Below are 18,469 nucleotides of genomic sequence, written 5' to 3' on the forward strand. Positions count from 1 at the left end.
CATCAACCGCCTCAAGCGCCACCGCGCGGTGGCCACCCGCTACGACAAGCTCTCCGTCCGCTACCAGGCCATCCTGGAAGTCACAGCCATCAACGAATGGCTCCACCTACTTCGAAACACGCCCTAGTTGCAGCCGGCTTTGGCGTGGGCCTGGGCGGTGCAGGAGGTTACGCCTTCGCCGGTGTGCTGCTGTTGGACGGGCGCCGTTGGCGGGTGGGCCTCGTGGTGCGCTGCGTACGCTCCGCCCAGCAGGACGATGGCGAGGATGCTCTGTGTGATGGCGGTCAGCCAGCCTCGCCTGCCTCTGCCGAACGCCAGAAGCATCAGGGCGACGGCCACTCCGGCGGCTGCGGCGATCCGCGTGACGAGGACTGCGTGGTCCCACTCGGGCCCGTACTGGCTCTCGTCGTCGAAGCTGCGCGCCCAGCCGTCCATGCCCGCCGAGAGCCACGAGTACCCGACCACCGGCATCTGAAGGACGATCAGCAGGATCGCCACTCCGATGTCGGTTCCCCGGCCCGGTCCGCGCTGGACGGCGCCGCCGCCGGGCGTTGCTTGCGAGGCAGTCATGCGGCCAGTCTCGGGTGCCCCGCCGCCGTGCCACATGAGTACAAGTACTCATCCGCGGCGGGGTTGACGGGGCTTCGAGGGCGTGCGATAACAGCGTTATTGAGCAAAAACGGTGTTATTGAGGACGGTATGGCTTCGAGCGCGTACGAGCTGGCCCAGCAGCGGGGCGACGAGGCGATCCGCACATCGCTGCTGGACGCCGCCAGCCGGCTGCTGGCCGCCGAGGGGCCGGGGGCGCTGGCGCTGCGCCGGATCGCCGCCGAGGTCGGCTGCTCCACGACCGTCCTGTACCGGATGTTCGACGGAAAGGCCGGGCTGATCGAGGCGCTGTACGTGGAGGCGTTCGAGCGGTTCCGGCGGCGGCTGGCCGCGGTGCCGGAGCGCTCCGACCCGCTGGAGCACCTCGCCGACCTGGGCCGCGCCTACCGGGAGAACGCGCTGGCCGACCGCAACTACTACCGGCTGATGTTCGGCGAGCCCATCCCCGGGTTCCGGCCGAGCGACGAGGCCCTCGTGAAGGCCGCGGCGACCTTCACGATCCTGCAGGACGCCGTGGCCGCCTGCGCCGCCGCCGGGCTGCTGTCCGGCGGCGAGCCGCGCCACGTCGCCGCGTCCCTGTGGGCCGCCATCCACGGCGTGGTCAGCCTCGAGCTGGCCGGCCACCTCCCCGCCGACGCGGGCGAGGTCTTCGAGTCCACCCTCGCCGCCATGGGAGCGGGCCTGTTCCGCGCCCCCACCGCCCCGGAGAAACGAGGCCGCTGATGCCGAACACGTTCCTGGAAGGCCCCTACGCCCCCGTCACCGAGGAGACCACCGCGCACGACGTGCCCGTCACCGGACGCGTCCCCGCCGAGCTCAACGGCCGCTACCTGCGGATCGGCCCGAACCCGCTCGGGCTGGACGACCCCGAGTCCTACCACTGGTTCATGGGCGACGGCATGGTCCACGGCGTGCGGCTGCGCGACGGCCGCGCCGAGTGGTACCGGAACCGCTGGGTGCGGTCCCGCCGCGTCGCCGCCGAGCTCGGCGAGCCGTGGCCGGAGGGCCCGGCCCTCGACGGCTTCGACATCGCCCCGAACACCAACGTGATCGGCCACGCCGGCCGCACGTTCGCGCTGATCGAGGGCGGGTTCCGGCCGTACGAGCTGAGCCACGACCTCGGCACCGTCGGCCCCTGCGACTTCGGCGGCACCCTCAAGGGCGGCTACACCGCACACACCAAGAAGGATCCCGCCACCGGCGAGCTCCACGCCATCGCCTACTACTTCGGGTGGGAGCACCTCCAGTACACGGTGCTGAGCACCACCGGCCTCGTCACCCGCTCCGTGGAGATCCCCGTCTCCGACAGCCCGATGGTGCACGACCTCGCGCTCACCGAGAAGTACGTCATCGTCTACGACCTGCCCGTGACGTTCTCGATGCCGCTGGCCGCGTCCGGCGCCGCCCTCCCCTACGCCTGGAACGACGCGCACCCCGCGCGGATCGGCCTCCTGCCCCGCACCGGCGACGCGTCCGACGTGCGGTGGATCGGCATCGAGCCCTGCTGGGTCTTCCACACCATGAACGCCTACGACGACGGCGACCGGATCGTGCTGGACCTGGCGAAGTTCCCCAGCTTCCTGCGGGACGGCCGCCTGGAGGGCAACCCGCCGCCCGTCCTGGACCGCTGGACCATCGACCCGGCCGCCGGAACCGTGACCCAGGAGACCCGCGACGACCGCTCCCAGGAGTTCCCGCGCGTCGACGAGCGGCTGACGTCCCTGCCGCACCGCTACGGCTACACCGTCACCTCGGAGTCGTCGCCCGGCGAGCTCGTCGGCGAAGGACTCCTCAAGCACGACTACCGGACGGGCCGTACCGACACCCGCCTCTTCGCCGCCGGCTCGGCGGTCGGCGAGGCCGTCTTCGTCCCGTCGGCGCCCGATGCCGCCGAGGACGACGGCTACCTGATGGCCCTCGCCCACGACGCCGACCGCGGCGCCACCGACCTCGTCATCATCTCGGCGCAGGACTTCACCGGCGACCCGGTCGCCGTCGTCCACCTGCCCGTCCGCGTCCCGCCCGGCTTCCACGGCAACTGGCTTCCCGACGCCTGACCCGCGTCCGAGCCCGTCCGGTGCGGGTCAGCGGCCGCCGATCAGCGCGCTGATCTCCTGGGCGAGGGGCCCGGCCAGGGGGCGGGCGGTGAAGCCGGCGGCGGCCCAGTCCCTGATGCCGTCGGCGACGAGCATCTGGGCGACGCGCGCGGTCCGCGCGACGTCCGCCTCCGCCGGGAGCCTGCCGTCGCGGTGCGCCTGCTGGAAGGGCTGGAGGAAGAGGAAGGCGAGGTCGGCGTCCGTCGCGCCGCCGGCCAGGACGCGCCGTTCGAATCGGTAGGTCTCGATGACGGTTTCGAAGACCAGCTCCGGCGGGTAGCGGCGCATGTTGCGCTCCAGGACCTCGACGACGGCTTCGATCAGATCGGCGAGCGTGTAGGGGCGGGACGCGACGGCCCGGGCGGCGAGGTGCGCGTCGCGCATGGTGAACACCTCGATCTCCGCGAGCACGTCCTCCTTGCGGGCGAAGTACACGTAGAACAGCGCCTTGGAGACGCCGGCGGCCTTGCAGATGTCGGTGACGGTGGTCCCGGCGAAGCCCTTGGTGCGCCACAGGGCCAGCGCGCCCTGGACGATCGCGTCCCGGCTGGCGTGGGAACGCGCGCGCACCGGTACGGCCCTTCCTTGACCGTGGTCATCTTTCGGGCCGGGTGGAACATGCGCCATGGCAAGGGATCTTACCGCGTCACAATTATTGACTACCGTCAGGAAGCGAGGCATGCTCCAGCTACGGAAGGCCACCTTCCTGCACAGGAGAATCTGCTTTCCAGCCCGGCGAGGGAGAGGAAGCGCATGCAGGTCCTCACCGACGAAGAGGAGTCGTCCCACTCGGCTCTGCGGGCCCAGCAGGTGATCCTCTGGTCCGCGCCCGTGCTGGCGCTCGTCCTGCTGGCGCTGTTCGCCGCCTTCCCCGGCTTCTTCCCGCCCATGTCGCCGGACATGACCGCGGCCGAGGTCGGGGCGTTCTACCGGGACGACACCGCGCTGATCCAGCTCAGCATGGTCGGCTTCAACCTGTTCGGCATCCTGATCGTCCCGTTCTTCGTCCTGATCATGGTGCAGATGCAGCGGATGCGCAGCGAGAGCCACATCTACGCCTTCTCCTACCTCACCGCCGTCGTGGCCGGGGCGACCCTGTTCGCGCTGTCGGACGTCTTCTTCGCCGCGGCCGCCTTCCGGCCCGGCCGGGGAGACGACCTGATCCAGTTGCTCAACGACCTCGGGTGGCTCTTCTTCATCGCACCGATCGGCATGCTGGTCGCCCAGTTCGTGCTGCTGGCCCTGGCCGTCTACGCCGACGACCGCGGGGCGCCGGTCTTCCCGCGGTGGGTGGGGCACTACGCGCTGCTGACCGCGCTGGCCATGGCGCCCTCGGCGGGCGCGGCGGTGTTCCGCGACGGACCCCTGGCCTGGGACGGGCTGGTGTCGTTCTGGCTGCGCAACGGCGCCTTCGCGCTCTTCGCCGCGGTGATGTTCTTCGTCCTGCGCGCCGCCCTCCGGCACCAGGCCGAGCAGGAGGGGGTGCCGTCATGACGGACACGGACGCCGCTCCCGCCGAAGAAGGGGCCGCTGAGCCCGCGAAGCCGAAACGCGCGGGCAAGCGGGAGGTCTGGCTCGTCTACTGGGCCTTCACCGTCTTCTACACCGCCCTGTCGGTCGGGATATGCCTGCTGGGCCGCGCCACCCCGCCGCCCCGCCCGGACGTCACCGGACTGCAGGCCGCCGCCTGGTTCGACGAGCACCACCTCGGCATCCAGATCGGCTTCGTGTTCCTGCTGGTGATCGCCGGAGGCGCCGCGATCTCCAACGGCATCATCGGCTACTTCATGAAGCGGATGTCGTCCGGCAAGGCTCTCGCCTACGCCTACATAGCCGCCATGGGCGTGGGCGCCGTCCCCGGATTCCAGGTGCTGCTGGTCTGCTGGCTCACCGCGACGTTCCGCCCCGACCGCTCTCCCGACATCCTGTACCTGCTCTACGACCTCGGCATGCTGTCGTACAACGGGTCCCTCGGCTGCTTCACGGCCGCGTACACCGTCCTGGCCATCGCCGTCTTCTACGACCGCAACCGCATCTTCCCCAAGTGGTTCGGCTACGTCACCGTCTGGCAGATCGTCACCGAGATCGTGGCCAGCCAGATGTGGCTGCACCATTCCGGCGCGTTCGCCTGGAACGGCATGATCACCCTCTACATCGCGATCGTCATCTTCGGCCTGTGGGTAGCCTGCCTGCTGGTCCTCCTCCGCAAGGCCGCCGGCCGCGAGACCGGCCACACCCCCGCCCTCTACGAGGCGGAGGGCACCCGATGACCGCTCCCGGCACCACGACGCGCCCCCGCCCCCCGGCCCGCGAACGACGCCTGCCCGGCGACGCCGACATGTGGGTGATGATCCTCGGTGACCTGTTCTTCTTCGGCTGCTACTTCGTCACCTACATGGTCTTCCGCGCCATGTCGGCCGGACGGTTCACCGCCTCCCAGCGGCACCTGGACATCGACATCGGTGTCACCAACACCGTCGTCCTGCTCACCAGCTCCCTGTTCGCCGCCCTCGCCGTGCTCGCCGTCCGGGAGGGGGCGTGGCGGCGCGCCCGGCGGCTGCTCTGGGCCACCGGCGCGTGCGGCGTGCTGTTCGCCCTGATCAAGGCCTACGAGTGGCACACCGAGATCAGCCGCGGCCACACGATCCATGACGGGTTCTTCGGCTTCTACTTCGTCCTTACGGGGGTCCACCTCGTCCACCTGGCCCTCGGCGTGCTCGTCCTCGGCGTCGCGGTCCGCGAGCTGCGGAGTCCCCGCGGGCGACGGCCCACGATCGTCGAGCAGAGCGTCCTGTTCTGGCACATGGTCGACCTGCTGTGGGTCGTCATCTTCGCCCTCCTCTACCTGATGAGGTGACCCGCGTGAGCGCACCCGACGACCGGCTCCTGAGGAAGGACAGGCGGGCCGTCTTCGCCGCCTGGGCCGCCCTGACGGCCGCGACCGTCCTCGCCCGGTTCCTCACCCCCGGCGAATCCCGGTCCGCGACGGCGCTGGGCGACGGGCTCGTCGCCGCCATCGCCGTGCTCGGCCTCGTCAAGTGCCGCCTGATCATCCGCTGCTTCATGGAGGTCCGCCACGCGCCCCGCTGGCTCCGGGCCGCGACGGACGGATGGCTCGCCGTCCTCTGGGCGGCCCTGCTGGTCGGCTACCTCCTCTGACCTGACCGGCGGCCGGGCCGCCGCGGCGGGTCACTCGTGCTCGTCGCGGTAGGCGGCCACCACGTCGGGGGACGGGCCGTCCATGCGGACGCGGCCGTGGTCGAGCCAGATCGTCCGGTCGCAGGTCTCCTCGATGGTGCCGAGGCTGTGGCTGACGAGGACGACGGTGGCGGCCTCGTCGCGCAGCTCCTTCAGGCGGTCCTCGCTGCGCCGGCGGAAGCGGGCGTCGCCGGTGGCGAGCGCCTCGTCGATCATGAGGATCTCGCTGGTCTGCGCGGTGGCGATGGCGAACCGGAGGCGCTGCGCCATGCCGGTCGAGTAGGTCCTCATCGGCATGTCGACGAACTTGCCGAGCCCGGAGAACTCCACCACGTCGTCGTACTTCTCGCGGACCTCGCGCAGCGGCATGCCCATGGCGAGGCAGCCGAGGACGATGTTGCGCTCGCCGGTGAGGTCGTTCATCAGCGCGGCGTTCACGCCGAGCAGGACGGGCTGCCCGCAGGTGAAGACCTGGCCGCGGTCGCTGGGCAGGAGCCCCGCGATGCTGCGGAGCAGGGTGGTCTTGCCGGAGCCGTTGGAGCCGATCACGCCGACGGCCTCGCCGCGGTGCAGGACGAACGAGACGCCGCGCAGGGCGTGGACCTCGCGGGGCCGGGGCCGGCCGCGGCGCAGCGCCCGGCGCACGCGCGAGGAGCCGTCGTCGGTGTCGGCGCCGAGCACGCGGTAGGTGACGTGCAGCCGGTCGACGACGACCATGGGGTCTTCGCCGAGGTGGACGGGCGGGGCCGCGTGCTCGTCCGTCCCGGGGTCCTCGCGGGGCGCGGGTTCGGGATCTGACGGCATGGCAGGTCCTTTCCGCTCGGCGCGCGACCGTCAGCGGCGGCCCCGGCCGGGGCTCGCTCGCGCAGGTCCTTCCCGCGGGCCGGGCGGGTACTCATCGCCCCGCCGATCACGCACCGGCGGTCCGGCCGCGCAGGACGGCGAGGAGGGCGAGCGCGGCGGCCTGGATCGCGGCGACCACGGCGACCAGCAAGGTGACCGATTGGTCATAGAGGGCGCCGGTGAGCGCGCCGCCCGCGAGCGCGGCCACGCCGAGGACGCCGGCGAAGATCCCGTAGGCGGTGGCCCTGCGCCGGGACGGGACGAGGTCCGCGACGACCGCCCGCAGCGTCGACTCCTGGATCCCGACGGCCGCGCCCCACACCAGCGCCCCCACGACGGCCAAGGCCAGCGACCCGGTGAACGCCAGGACGGGCACCGCGGCCGACAGGACGGGCAGGACGGCAAGCGCGCGCGGGCCGACGCGGTCGTAGAGCCAGCCGTTCGCCAGCGCGGAGAAGGCGTCGGCGGCCATGGCCCCGGCGTACACGACCGGCACGAGGTCGGCGGCCAGCAGGTGCCGCTGGACGAGGTGGAACGACAGCACCCCGAAGGTCGCGAACCCGGTCATGGTGACGGCGGTGAACGCCGCGTACACGACGAAGGCGCGCGGCAGCGCGGGCACGGCGGCGTCCCGCTCGGGCGGCGGCGCGCCCGCCCGGCCGACGAACTCACCGGGCCCGGCAGGCCCAGCGGGCTCGGCGGGCTCGGCGGGCTCGGGCTCGGCGGGCTCGGGCTCGTAGTCGGCGGGGGCGGGGACGCGGGCGCGGAGCCAGAGCAGTATCGCCATCGCGGCTACGCCCGGGACGGCCAGCACGCCGAGGGCGGGCGCGTAGTCGTCGGCGGTGACCGCGAGCACCCCCGCCACGGTCAGCGGGCCGACGAACGCGCCGATCTGGTCCAGGGCCTCGTGCACGGCGAATCCGCGGCCCCGTCCGGTGGTGGCGGTGGCGTGGGAAAGCAGCGTGTCCTTGGCCGGGGACCGGACGGCCTTGCCGACGCGTTCCGCAATGACCAGCGCGCACGCGGCCCACAGGACGCCGGCGAGGCCCAGCAGCGGCACGGAGGCCGCGGTCAGCGCGTACCCGCCGATGGTGAGCGCCCAGAACCGGCGGGTGCGGTCGGCGAGCGGGCCGGACACCAGCCGCAGGCCGAGCGCGGCGGCCTCGCCCGCCCCGGTGACGACGCCGATCACCGTCGCGGACGCGCCGAGCGAGGCGAGCAGCGGCCCGGTGATCGACCGCGCGCCCTCGTACACGACGTCCATGAGCAGGGAGACGACGCCGAACACGACGATGAACCGCCACGGCGACAGCGCGGCGCCGCGGTCCCGGGTGGTCATCGGTGGCCGCCGGCTGATCGCATTTCCGGTCCGTCCTTCCGTCGCCCGCGTGGAGGACCAGTGTGCGCGCGGGCCCCGGTGTCAGACGCGGAAGACGCGCATCTGGAGGGCGAGGGTGGCGTAGTAGCCGACGAGGGTGGTCAGTTCGAAGACCGTCTCGCGGTCCAGCGGCGGGACACAGGCTTCCCAGGTCGCGTCGTCGACGTCGCCGGTGACGAGGGCCCGGGCGAGGCGGAGGACGGCGGCCTCGGCGGGGTCGTCGAGGTCCAGCGGCGCGCCGGCGGCGATCGCGGCGAGCTCGGCGCCGGTGAGCCCGGCGGCCCGTCCGACGGCCTCGTGCGCGGTCCGCTCGAAGGCGCTGTCCCAGTGGGCGGCGACGACGAGGATCGCCATCTCGCGGGCCCGGCCGCCGAGCGCGCCCTCGTACCGGACGGCCGCGCCGACCCGCTGGAGAGCGTCGCCGAGCGCCGGGCGCAGCAGGAACTCGTTGAACGGCCCGAGCAGCACGCCGTCGTCCGAGACCAGGTCGAACAGGCGGGGGCCCTGCGCGCGGGGGCCCTCGGTGATGGAGCGGTAGAGGGCGAGCCGGTCGCCGTCGAGGTCGGCGGGCCGGAACGGGTGCTTGCGGGTCATCGGGTCCTCAGTCTCGTGGTGATGTCGGCGGCGGTGGCGCGGAGCCGGTCGAGGATCTCGCCGTGCAGGTCGGCGAGGGGGCGGCGCAGCGCGGACACGGCGACGTTCACCGCCGCCGCCGGGGCGCCGTCCGGGCCGAGCACGGGGACCGACACCGACCGCAGGCCCTGGGCGAGCTCCTGGTCCTGGACGGCGTACCCGTCGCGGCGGATCTCCTCCAGCTGGGCGTGGAGCGCGGCGCGGTCCGGCACCGCGTTCGGCCCGGCGCCGGGGGCGAACGACGCGTCGGTGAGGCGGCGGTCCAGCTCGTCCGGCGGGAGGTGGGCGAGCAGGAGCTTGCCCATGGACGTGTAGGTGGCGGGCAGGGTCGAGCCGACGTGCACGTTGGCGGTGACGAGGTCGGCGTTGCGGAGCCGCGCGAGGTACAGGACGCGGTCCTCGACGAGGACGCCGAGGTTGACGGTCTCGCCGGTGGCGTCGGCGAGCAGCCGCAGCGGCCGGTCGCTGAGCTGCACGAGGCCGGAGCCGCGCATCGCGGCCGAGCCGAGCGTGAGCACCTTGACGCCGGGCTGGACGGTGCCGTCGTGCCGGCGCTCCAGGTAGCCGAGGTCCTCCAGGGTGCAGACGATCCGGAACGCGGTGGGCATCGGGATGCCGGTCAGCGCGGCGATGTCGCTGGTGCGCAGGGACAGCGTCGCGCCGTCGAACAGGCTCAGGACCTGCAGGCCCTTGGCGAGCGCGGCGATGTGGTACCGCGACCGGTCCGGCTCGGCGCCCGTGCCCGCGCTCGCGTCGGCGCGCGCGTCTCCGGACGGGGCCGCGTCGCCGGGGGTCACGGCCCGCCGCCCGGGGCCCGCCTTGACGCCATGACCGGCGTCACACCATACTCGGGCTTAGTGAAAGTAGCTTTCATACAGTGAAAGCTAGCTGGGGAAGGCGAGGAACCGCAAGTGGCAGACGGGACGACTCAGGCGGCGCCCGGCACGGGCACCGCGTGGCTGGGCCTGCACGGCGCCCGGGTGCTGGTGCTCGGCGTGGGCGGGATCGGCGCCGAGTGCGCCCGCGGCTACCTCGACGCGGGCGCGGCCGTCACCGCGGTCGACCGGGACCAGGACCGGCTGGACGCGCTGGAGCCCGGCCCCGGCGGGACGAAGCCGCACACCATCGCCGCCGACCTCACCGAGGAGGGCGCCGGCGCCGCCGTCGTCGCACGGGCGATCGAGACGATGGGCGGCCTCGACGTGCTGCTGCACTGCGTCGGGATCAACGACCGCCGCCCGGTGCTGGACTTCACCGAGGCCGAGTGGGAGCGGATCCTGCGCACCAACCTGTTCACCGCGTTCGGCGCGGCGCAGGCCGCCGGGCGGCACATGGTGGAGGCGGGCCACGGCCGCATCGTCTTCCTGTCCTCGGTGTCGGGGCACCTGGCGCACCAGAAGCACGGGCCGTACGCCGCGTCCAAGGGCGGGATGAACCAGATGATGCGGGTCATGGCCGCCGAATGGGCCCGGCACGGCGTCACCGTGAACGCGATCGCGCCCGGCTACGTCGAGACGCCGCTGACCGCCGAGTACCTGGCGCGGCCCGGCGTCCGCGAGGATCTTGTCCGGCTCGTGCCGGCGGGCCGGCTCGGCACGCCCGCCGAGGTCGTCGGCCCGATCCTGTTCCTGTCCTCACCGCACGCGGCGTTCATGACGGGCCACGTCATGTACGTCGACGGCGGACGCACGCTCGTCTGAAAAGGGAGAACGACATGGCTCAGAAGATCTTCCCGCGGTTCGAGGGGAAGACGGTGCTGGTGACGGGGGCCGGCACCGGCTTCGGCGCCGAGATCGCCGTCCGCGCCGCGCAGGAGGGCGCCCGCGTCGGGGTTCACTACAACTCCTCCAAGCAGGGCGCCGAGCGCACCGCGGAGCGGGTCCGCGAGGCGGGCGCCGAGGCGTTCGTCGTGCAGGCCGACATCGGCTCGTGGGACGCGATCCGCGCCCTCGCCGACGAGGTGTTCGGGATCGCCGGCGAGCTCGACGTGCTCGTCAACAACGTCGGCGACGTCGCGACCGAGCAGATGTCGTGGAAGGAGCTGACGCAGGAGTCCCTCGACCGCGTCATCGACGTGGACGTCAAGGGCACGCTGCTGATGACGCACGAGTTCGGGTCGCGGATGCTGGTGCAGGGCCACGGCTCGATCGTGAACATCGGCTCGACCGTCGTGGTGCGCGGCAGCGCGCGCGCTCCGCAGTACGCCGCCGCCAAGTACGGGCTGCTCGGCATCACCAAGTCGTACGCGGCGGCGTTCGCGCCGGCCGTCCGGGTCAACACGTTCGCGCCCGGGTTCATGGAGACCGGCGCGACGCTGGAGCGCGAGGACTGGAAGTCGGGCCGCCGCGAGAAGCTGATCTCGCAGACCCCGATGGGCCAGATCCCGCCGCCCGAGGTCGTCGCGGGCACCGCGCTGTTCCTCGCGACCGAGGACGCGTCGCACATCACCGGCGCCTACATGCTCGCCGACGGCGGGTTCAACATGGTCGGGGCGTAGGGCCATGGCGGGACAGCGCGAGGACCGCGCCGTGGCCGGAGGCGTCCGGGAGGCGGAACGGCCGAGGGTGGCCGCCCGCGACCTCACCCTCGCCTACGGCGACACGACCGCGGCGACGGACCTGACGTTCGACGTGCGGCCGGGCGAGTTCGTCAGCCTGATCGGGCCGTCCGGGTGCGGGAAGAGCTCGGCGCTGCGCGCGGTGGGCGGCCTGCTCGCGCCGGTGTCCGGGGAGCTGCTGGTGGACGGCACGCCGGTGGACGGCCCCCGCCCCCGGGACGTGGCGTTCGTGTTCCAGGACCTCGCGCTGTACCCGTGGCGCAGCGCCGTGCGCAACGTCGAGATCGCGTTGCAGTTCGCCGGTGTGGGCCGCGCCGAGCGGCGGGCGCGCGCGCTGGACGCGCTGGGCGCGGTCGGGCTCGGCGACGTCCCGCACCGCTTCCCCCACCAGCTGTCGGGCGGGATGCGGCAGCGGGTCGCGATCGCGCGTGCGCTGGTGTCGGACGCGTCGATCCTGCTGCTGGACGAGCCGTTCGCGGCGCTCGACGAGCTGTCCCGGCTGAAGATCGGCGAGCAGCTCGTCACGCTGCTGGAGGAGCACGGCAAGACGGTGCTGTTCGTGACGCACAGCCTGTCGGAGGCGGCGTACCTGTCGGACCGGATCATCGTGATGACGCCGCGCCCGGCGACGATCAAGGAGGTCATCGAGGTCCCGCTGCCGCGCCCCCGCGAGCCGCAGGTGCTGCGCACGCCGGAGTTCCACGCGCTCACCGACCGGCTGTCGGCGCTGCTGCTGGAGGACGACCCCGGAGACGTGCGGTGATCGCGCCGCGCCGCGTCCTCGTCTACGCGGGGACGGTCGCGTCCGTCCTCGCGCTGTGGGCGCTGCTCGCCGGGACCGGGGCGGTCGCGCCGCTGCTGCTGCCGCCGATCGGCGACGTGTGGCAGGCGCTCTCCGACCTGGCCGCGGAGCCGTCGAAGCTGCTGGAGCCGGTCGGCACCACGCTGGAGGAGACGGCGACCGCGTTCGGGATCGCGGCGGTGCTCGCGCTCCCGCTGGGGGTGCTCGTCGGCTCGTCGCGGCTGCTGCGCCGCGCGTACGAACCCGTGCTGACCGGCCTGAACGCGCTGCCGCTGGTGATCCTCTACCCGGTGCTGGCGGCGACGCTCGGGGTCGGCTCGCACTCCAAGATCGCGCTCGGCGCGCTGTACGCGTTCTTCCCCATCGCGATCGCGGCGGCCCGCGCGACCGCGACCGTCGACGGCCGGCTCATCACCGCCGCGCAGACCATGGGCGCGTCCCGCGCGCAGTGGCTGACCGGCGTCGTCCTGCCGGCGGTGCTCGGCCCGGTGCTCGCCGCGATGCGGGTGTCGCTCGGCCTCGCGCTCGTCACCGTCATCGCGTCCGAGTTCATCGCGGGCGCCGCCGGCATCGGCTACCAGCTCGGCACCGCCAGCCAGAGCCTCGACAGCCCCGGCCTGTTCGCCTGGATCGTGATCGCCTGCCTCGTCACGGTCGCCGTCAACCTCCTGTTCTCGCTCACCACCCACATGCTCCAGAAAGGCGTCACCCGATGAAGGTCACCGCAAGGATCGCCGCGGTCGCGGCGCTGTGCGCCGCCGCGCTCACCGCGTGCGGTGGCGGCGGGTCGTCCGGACCGTCCACCTCGATCAAGCTGGGGCTCGTCCAGGCGCAGGACTTCGTGCACGCGATGCCCGCGCGGGTCGCCGTCCAGCAGGGGTTCTTCAAGGACGCCGGGCTGGACGTCAAGGTCGTCGACTTCAGCGCCGGGTCCGACCTCACCAAGGCGATGACCGGCGGGTCGGTCGACGTCGGCGCCGCGACCGGGCTGGACGCGGTGTCGGGCGCCGCGAAGAAGCTCGACACGCAGGCGTTCTTCGGCGTGATGGGGCAGAGCCCGATGGCGCTGATCGTCCCGGAGAAGTCCGGCATCACCGGCTTCTCCGGCATCGCGGGGAAGAAGCTCGGCATCTCCAAGGCCGGCTCGCTCACCGACTACATCACCCGCGCGACCGCCGAGGCGTCCGGCGTGGACTTCGAGAAGGTCAAGGAGGTCCCGCTCGGCGACCCCGCCGCGACGATGTCGGCGATGAAGCGCGGCGACGTCGACGGGTTCGTCCTGCCGGTCAACTTCGGGTTCCTGCTCCAGGCCAAGCACGAGGGCAGGATCGCGCAGAAGGCGGCGGACGTCCTCGGCCCGAACTCGCAGTTCGCCGTGCTGATGGCGAAGAAGTCCACGATCTCCGGCAACAAGGCGAACCTGCAGAAGCTCGCCGGCGCCTACACCAAGGCGCTGACCTGGATGAAGGCCAACAAGGCGCCGACCGTGGACCTCGCCGTCGCCAAGCTCGGCATGCCGAAGCCGATCGCCGAGCAGACCTACGACGCGCTGATCGGCGGCTTCACCCCGGACGGCGGCATCAGCGCCGCGGGCATGGCCGGCTACGCCAAGGCGCTGCCGAAGCTCGGCATCGCGACGTCGTCGCCGGCGCAGGACTCCTACCTCAGCACCGCGATCACCTCGGCGAAGTGACATGACGGCCATCACCGGAGCCGCTCCCGCGGCCGCGCGGCGCACGGCGCGGCCGCGGGAGGCGGCGGCGGTCCAGCTCGTCCGCTGGGGCACGGTCGCCGCGCTGGTCGCGGTGTGGGAGGCGGTGACCCGGCTGACGGACGCGGGCGGCGACTACCTCACCTCGCCGAGCCGGATCGTCGCCGACGGCCTGCCGAAGGTGCTGGAGGGCGGCTCGCTCACCCTCGTCGGGTACACCACGTACCGGTTCCTGATCGCCTTCGCGGTCACCGCCGTGGCGGGCCCCGCGGTCGGGCTGCTGCTCGGACGCCTCAACAAGCACGTCTACCTGGGCGGACGCGACGTCGTGTCGGTGCTGTACGCGCTGCCGATGGCGCCGCTGTACCCGCTGTTCGTGCTCTGGCTCGGCCTCGGCGACGGCTCGGAGATCGCGTTCGGCGTCATCCACGGGATCATCCCGGTGATCCTCATGACGATGACGGCGGGCGCGGCGGTCGAGCCCGCCGTGCTGGACTCCGGCCGCGCCATGGGCGCCGGGCGGCTGCGCCGGCTGCTGTTCCTGGTCGTGCCCGCCTGCCTGCCGGACATCATCGGCGCGCTGAAGATCGGCGCGGCGCTGTCGCTGCTCGGCGTGCTGCTCGCGGAGCTGATGATCTCGGTGGACGGCGTCGGCACGTTCATCTCCACCCAGATCACCAACCACGGCGCCGCCGCGCTGGACGCCATGGTCCTGGTCGTCTGCGCCGGCGCGCTCGCCGTCAACGCGGCGCTGTCCGCGGTCGAGAAGCGCGCCTCGCGCGGCCGTCCGGACCGTCCCTGACCTGCCGATTCCCCCATTCACCGAGGAAACTGGAAGCCATGAAACTGATCACTTTCGACGAGGGCCGGGTCGGGCGGCTCGACGGCGACGACGTCATCGAGCTGGACGTCCCGTCCACCCGCGCGTACTTCGAGCGCGACGGGAAGGTCGGCGAGACCGGCGAGCGGCTGAAGCTGGCGGACGTGCGGCTGCGCGCGCCGATCACGCCGAAGAAGTTCTTCCACACCGCCGGCAACTTCGCCGACCACCACGAGGAGCTGCAGGCCGTCAACTGGTCGCACCCGGTGCACAAGGGCATCGTGTTCTTCCAGAACGTGGACGCGATCATCGGCCCGGACGACCCGATCGTGTACCCCGAGCACCTCACCAAGGAGCTGGACTACGAGCTGGAGCTGGCCGTGATCATCGGCAAGCCCGGCAAGTTCTTCGGCCCGGACGAGGCGCTGGAGCACATCGCCGGGTTCACCGTCTTCAACGACATCACCGCGCGCGACATCCAGCGCCGCGAGATGGAGTCGGGCGTGTTCTCGTTCAGCAAGGCGATCGACACGTTCTGCCCGATCGGCCCGTACATCGTCACCGCCGACGAGATCGACGACATGCAGAACCTCGCGATGCAGCTGCGGGTGAACGGCGACGTCCGGCAGACGGGGCACACCAAGCAGATGCGCGTGTCGATCCCGCACCTGGTGGCCTACCACTCGCCGCAGATCTTCAGCGCGGGCGACATCATCACCACCGGCACCGTGTCGGGCGTCGCGGCCGTGCAGCCGAACCCGTTCGACTTCTACCTGCGGCCCGGTGACGTGGTCGAGGCGGAGATCGAAGGCGTCGGGACGCTGCGCAACCACGTCGTGTCCTGGCAGGAAGCGCACGGCGAGCCCGCTCCGGAGAAGGTCGACTGGTGAGGATCGCCAACCTGAAGGGCCGCCTCGTCGTGGTCGTCGGCGAGACGGCCGTGGACGTCGCGGAGGCGAGCGGGGGGCGGTTCGCCGCCGACCCGCAGGCCGTCTTCGCCGAGTGGGACGCGTTCCGCGGCTGGGCCGCGGGGCTCGACGCCGCGCAGGGCGCGCCGTTCGCGGTCGAGGACCTCGGGGCGCCCGTCCCGCGCCCGTCGCAGGTGTTCGCGATCGGGATCAACTACGCCGAGCACGCCGCCGAAGCCGGATACCCGCCGGAATCGGCACCGGTGACGTTCACGAAGTTCGCGAGCTGCCTTGCCGGGCCGGTGTGCGACGTCGAGCTGCCGTCCGACACGGTGGACTGGGAGGTCGAGGCGGTCGTCGCGATCTCCCGGGAGGCGTACCGGGTGCGGCGCGAGGACGCCTGGGACCACGTCGCGGGCATCACCCTCGGCCAGGACCTGTCCGAGCGGACGGCGCAGCTCGCGGGCGCGAAGCCGCAGTTCAGCCTGGCCAAGTCGCACGCGAACTTCGGGCCGACCGGCCCCTGGCTCGTCACCCCCGACGCGTTCGACGACCCCGCCGACCTCGCGATCTCCTGCAGCCTCGCGGGCGAGACGGTGCAGAGCGCCCGCACGTCGTCGATGATCTACGACATTCCGGAGCTGGTCGTCCGGCTGTCGCGGGTCTGCCGGCTGTTCCCCGGCGACCTGGTCTTCACCGGGACGCCGCCGGGCGTCGGCAACGCGCGCACCCCGAAGCGGTTCGTCCGGCCGGGCGAGGTCCTGGTCAGCGAGCTGGAGGGGGTCGGGAGCATCACGCAGCGGTTCGTCGCGGCGGGCGGCGCGTCGTGACCGTCCGGGTCCTGGAGGGCGTCGAGTACGCGGCGGAGGTCGGGTACCGGCCGCTGCTGCTCGACCTCTACCTGCCCCCTGTGGACGCCGCGCCGGTCGTGCTCTTCGTACACGGCGGCGGCTGGCAGCGGTGCACGCGCCGCGACTTCGGGCACGAGTTCGCCGATTGGCGGCCGTCGCCGTTCGAGCGGATCGCCGAGGCCGGGTTCGCCGTCGCGTCCGTGGACTACCGGCTCTCGGGCGAGGCCCGGTACCCGGCGCAGCTCCACGACGTCCGCGCGGCGGTCGGGTGGCTGCGCGAGCACGGCGGCGAGCACGGGTTCGACGGGTCGCGGATCGTGGCGTGGGGCGAGTCGGCCGGGGCGCACCTGGCCGCGCTCGCCGCGCTCACCGGCCCGGGGATCGCGGCCGTCGTCGGCTGGTACGGGGTGTACGACCTGTCCGCGATGCCGGATCCGGGCGACCCGGCGTCGCGGGAGTCGCGGCTGCTCGGCGCGGCCGTCCGCGACGTCCCGGACTTCGCCGCCGAGGCCAGCCCGGTCAACCGCGTCCACGCGGGCGCGCCGCCGTTCCAGCTGTGGCACGGGACGGCGGACCGGTTCGTGCCGATGGCGCAGAGCGAGCGGATGGCGGACGCGCTGCGCGCGGCGGGCGTGCCGGTGGAGTTCCGGCCGGTCGAGGGCGCGGACCACATCTGGCGGAACGCGCCGGACGTCGCCGCCGTGTTCGCGGCGTCGCTGGACTTCGCCCGTGGCGCCGTGGCGTGACCTGGATTACGCTGGCACTACCACCTTAAGAAAGTGACTTTCATACACTGAAAGTTAGAAGGGAGGCCCGCGATGGGCGAGATCGTCTTCACCGGCGGATCGGTGTTCGACGGGACCGGCCGGGAGCCGTTCCCCGGCGAGGTCGTCGTGCGCGGCGACCGGATCGCCGCCGTCCGTCCGGGCCACTCCCCCGCCCCCGAGGGCGCCACCGTGGTCGACTGCGCGGGCGCGACCGTCATGCCGGGCCTGATCGAGGGGCACGCGCACCTGACGTTCCCGTCCGCCGTCGGCCACCTCGAACCCGGCTTCAACCCGCCGGTCGACGTGTCGTTCTTCGGGAACCCGCCCACCGCCGAGGAGCACCTCGCGCTCGCCGAGCGCAACGCCCGGATCCTCCTCGACGCGGGCTTCACCAGCGCGTACTCGGCGGGCTCGCTGACCCCGGGCAACGTCGAGGTCCAGCTCCGCGACCGCATCGCCGCCGGTGAGACGCCCGGGCCGCGGCTGCGCGCCGCCAGCTTCGAGCGCGACAACAACCCGGTCCGGCACGGCGCCGAGAACACCACCCCGACGGGCGTCGCCCGCTTCATCGCCGAGCAGGCCGCGCTCGGGTTCGACTCGGTGAAGCTGCTGCTCAGCAACGACGACGTGTTCGTCCCCGGCGGCTCGATGCAGACCCAGTACACCGCCGAGCAGGCCGCGGCGGCCGGCGCGGCGGCGCGGGAGGCGGGCGTGTGGCTGAACTGCCACGCGCAGAACCCCGAGTCGATCAAGCTGGCCGTCCGGAACGGGTTCCGGTCGGTGTACCACTGCTCCTACGCCGACGAGGAGGCCCTCGACCTGCTCGAGGAGCACAAGGACGAGCTGTTCACCGCGCCGGCCGTCGGGATCATGTGGGCGAACGTCCACGAGGCGGAGGAGTTCGGCATCGACCGGGCGATGGCCGAGCGCATGGGGTCGGTCGCGCAGCTGGAGGCGCAGACCGCGCTGTACCCGGAGATGCGCAGGCGCGGCATCCGCGTCCTGCCCGGCGGCGACTACGGCTTCCCGCAGACGCCGATCGGCCGCAACGCCCGCGACCTGCAGCTCTTCGTGGACCTGTTCGGCTACACCCCGTCCGAGGCGCTCGTCGCCGCGACGAAGTGGGGCGGCGAGGTCATGGGCATGGCGGACGAGCTGGGCGTCCTCGCCTCCGGCTACCTGGCCGACCTCCTGGTCGTCCAGGGCGACCCGACGCGGGACGTCGCCCTCCTCCAGGACCCCGCCAACCTCAACGTCATCATGCAGGCCGGCCGCTTCCACAAGCCGGCGCAGTGA

Annotated in this window: 22 protein-coding genes; 16 read left to right on the forward strand and 6 right to left on the reverse strand. The window is 72.6% G+C overall.

Annotated features, from left to right (window positions below):
* Positions 1-123: 123 nt before the first annotated feature.
* On the reverse strand, positions 124-570 hold the full coding sequence (locus tag F9B16_RS50720) for a DUF6234 family protein (protein WP_192808662.1): 447 nt from the start codon (positions 568-570) through the stop codon (positions 124-126).
* A gap of 129 nt (positions 571-699) precedes the next feature.
* Between F9B16_RS50720 and F9B16_RS50725 the strand changes: the two genes are divergently transcribed.
* A complete protein-coding gene (locus F9B16_RS50725) occupies positions 700-1,332 on the forward strand; it encodes a TetR/AcrR family transcriptional regulator (protein ID WP_192808663.1) in 633 nt (210 codons plus the stop codon).
* Complete coding sequence (locus F9B16_RS07995; protein ID WP_151539344.1) at positions 1,332-2,666, forward strand: carotenoid oxygenase family protein; 1,335 nt, start codon at positions 1,332-1,334, stop codon at positions 2,664-2,666. The genes F9B16_RS50725 and F9B16_RS07995 overlap by 1 nt, the downstream gene beginning before the upstream one ends.
* Before the next feature lie 27 nt (positions 2,667-2,693).
* Here the strand turns inward: F9B16_RS07995 and F9B16_RS08000 are convergent, their stop codons facing one another.
* Complete coding sequence (locus tag F9B16_RS08000; RefSeq protein ID WP_192808664.1) at positions 2,694-3,275, reverse strand: TetR/AcrR family transcriptional regulator; 582 nt, start codon at positions 3,273-3,275, stop codon at positions 2,694-2,696.
* A 183-nt stretch (positions 3,276-3,458) separates the two neighbouring features.
* Here F9B16_RS08000 and F9B16_RS08005 point away from each other — a divergent pair, with 183 nt between their 5' ends.
* The 4 genes from F9B16_RS08005 to F9B16_RS08020 are packed head-to-tail and all read left to right on the forward strand — an operon-like array spanning position 3,459 to position 5,864.
* Positions 3,459-4,199 (forward strand): hypothetical protein, encoded by a 741-nt coding sequence (locus tag F9B16_RS08005; RefSeq protein ID WP_151539346.1) that lies wholly within the window; start codon positions 3,459-3,461, stop codon positions 4,197-4,199.
* Complete coding sequence (locus F9B16_RS08010) at positions 4,196-4,975, forward strand: hypothetical protein (protein WP_151539347.1); 780 nt, start codon at positions 4,196-4,198, stop codon at positions 4,973-4,975. The genes F9B16_RS08005 and F9B16_RS08010 overlap by 4 nt, the downstream gene beginning before the upstream one ends.
* Complete coding sequence (locus F9B16_RS08015; protein ID WP_151539348.1) at positions 4,972-5,562, forward strand: cytochrome c oxidase subunit 3; 591 nt, start codon at positions 4,972-4,974, stop codon at positions 5,560-5,562. Before F9B16_RS08010 ends, F9B16_RS08015 begins: the two co-directional genes overlap by 4 nt.
* 5 nt (positions 5,563-5,567) lie before the next feature.
* The gene (locus tag F9B16_RS08020) at positions 5,568-5,864 is read left to right on the forward strand and encodes a cytochrome C oxidase subunit IV family protein (protein ID WP_151539349.1); all 297 of its coding nucleotides are present in this window, start codon (positions 5,568-5,570) and stop codon (positions 5,862-5,864) included.
* A gap of 30 nt (positions 5,865-5,894) precedes the next feature.
* Here the strand turns inward: F9B16_RS08020 and F9B16_RS08025 are convergent, their stop codons facing one another.
* The 4 genes from F9B16_RS08025 to F9B16_RS08040 form a co-directional block, all read right to left on the reverse strand.
* Positions 5,895-6,707, reverse strand: coding sequence for an ABC transporter ATP-binding protein (locus F9B16_RS08025; RefSeq protein WP_151539350.1), 813 nt, complete (start codon positions 6,705-6,707; stop codon positions 5,895-5,897).
* Between the two features lie 106 nt (positions 6,708-6,813).
* Positions 6,814-8,085 carry an MFS transporter gene (locus F9B16_RS08030; protein WP_151539351.1) on the reverse strand — a complete coding sequence of 424 codons (1,272 nt, stop codon included), beginning with the start codon at positions 8,083-8,085 and terminating at the stop codon, positions 6,814-6,816.
* A gap of 81 nt (positions 8,086-8,166) precedes the next feature.
* Entirely contained in the window at positions 8,167-8,718 is a 552-nt protein-coding gene (locus F9B16_RS08035) for a carboxymuconolactone decarboxylase family protein (RefSeq protein ID WP_151539352.1), read from the reverse strand.
* On the reverse strand, positions 8,715-9,554 hold the full coding sequence (locus F9B16_RS08040) for an IclR family transcriptional regulator (RefSeq protein WP_151539353.1): 840 nt from the start codon (positions 9,552-9,554) through the stop codon (positions 8,715-8,717). The genes F9B16_RS08035 and F9B16_RS08040 overlap by 4 nt, the downstream gene beginning before the upstream one ends.
* A gap of 114 nt (positions 9,555-9,668) precedes the next feature.
* Between F9B16_RS08040 and F9B16_RS08045 the strand changes: the two genes are divergently transcribed.
* The 10 genes from F9B16_RS08045 (at position 9,669) to F9B16_RS08090 (ending at position 18,469) form a co-directional block, all read left to right on the forward strand.
* Positions 9,669-10,457, forward strand: a complete 789-nt coding sequence (locus F9B16_RS08045; protein WP_225991456.1) for an SDR family NAD(P)-dependent oxidoreductase — start codon at positions 9,669-9,671, stop codon at positions 10,455-10,457.
* Between the two features lie 14 nt (positions 10,458-10,471).
* Complete coding sequence (locus F9B16_RS08050) at positions 10,472-11,254, forward strand: SDR family NAD(P)-dependent oxidoreductase (RefSeq protein WP_151539354.1); 783 nt, start codon at positions 10,472-10,474, stop codon at positions 11,252-11,254.
* Between the two features lie 4 nt (positions 11,255-11,258).
* The gene (locus F9B16_RS08055; RefSeq protein WP_151539355.1) at positions 11,259-12,077 is read left to right on the forward strand and encodes an ABC transporter ATP-binding protein; all 819 of its coding nucleotides are present in this window, start codon (positions 11,259-11,261) and stop codon (positions 12,075-12,077) included.
* Positions 12,074-12,832 carry an ABC transporter permease gene (locus F9B16_RS08060; RefSeq protein ID WP_151539356.1) on the forward strand — a complete coding sequence of 253 codons (759 nt, stop codon included), beginning with the start codon at positions 12,074-12,076 and terminating at the stop codon, positions 12,830-12,832. Before F9B16_RS08055 ends, F9B16_RS08060 begins: the two co-directional genes overlap by 4 nt.
* On the forward strand, positions 12,829-13,809 hold the full coding sequence (locus F9B16_RS08065; protein WP_151539357.1) for an ABC transporter substrate-binding protein: 981 nt from the start codon (positions 12,829-12,831) through the stop codon (positions 13,807-13,809). Before F9B16_RS08060 ends, F9B16_RS08065 begins: the two co-directional genes overlap by 4 nt.
* A 1-nt stretch (position 13,810) precedes the next feature.
* Positions 13,811-14,629 (forward strand): ABC transporter permease, encoded by an 819-nt coding sequence (locus F9B16_RS08070; protein WP_151539358.1) that lies wholly within the window; start codon positions 13,811-13,813, stop codon positions 14,627-14,629.
* A 38-nt stretch (positions 14,630-14,667) separates the two neighbouring features.
* On the forward strand, positions 14,668-15,537 hold the full coding sequence (locus F9B16_RS08075) for a fumarylacetoacetate hydrolase family protein (RefSeq protein ID WP_151539359.1): 870 nt from the start codon (positions 14,668-14,670) through the stop codon (positions 15,535-15,537).
* The gene (locus tag F9B16_RS08080) at positions 15,534-16,385 is read left to right on the forward strand and encodes a fumarylacetoacetate hydrolase family protein (RefSeq protein WP_151539360.1); all 852 of its coding nucleotides are present in this window, start codon (positions 15,534-15,536) and stop codon (positions 16,383-16,385) included. Before F9B16_RS08075 ends, F9B16_RS08080 begins: the two co-directional genes overlap by 4 nt.
* Positions 16,382-17,152 carry an alpha/beta hydrolase gene (locus F9B16_RS08085; protein ID WP_151539361.1) on the forward strand — a complete coding sequence of 257 codons (771 nt, stop codon included), beginning with the start codon at positions 16,382-16,384 and terminating at the stop codon, positions 17,150-17,152. The genes F9B16_RS08080 and F9B16_RS08085 overlap by 4 nt, the downstream gene beginning before the upstream one ends.
* Positions 17,153-17,224: 72 nt before the next feature.
* On the forward strand, positions 17,225-18,469 hold the full coding sequence (locus F9B16_RS08090; protein WP_151539362.1) for an amidohydrolase family protein: 1,245 nt from the start codon (positions 17,225-17,227) through the stop codon (positions 18,467-18,469).

This window comes from Actinomadura montaniterrae, assembly GCF_008923365.1.
In the GTDB taxonomy this organism is placed as follows: domain Bacteria; phylum Actinomycetota; class Actinomycetes; order Streptosporangiales; family Streptosporangiaceae; genus Spirillospora; species Spirillospora montaniterrae.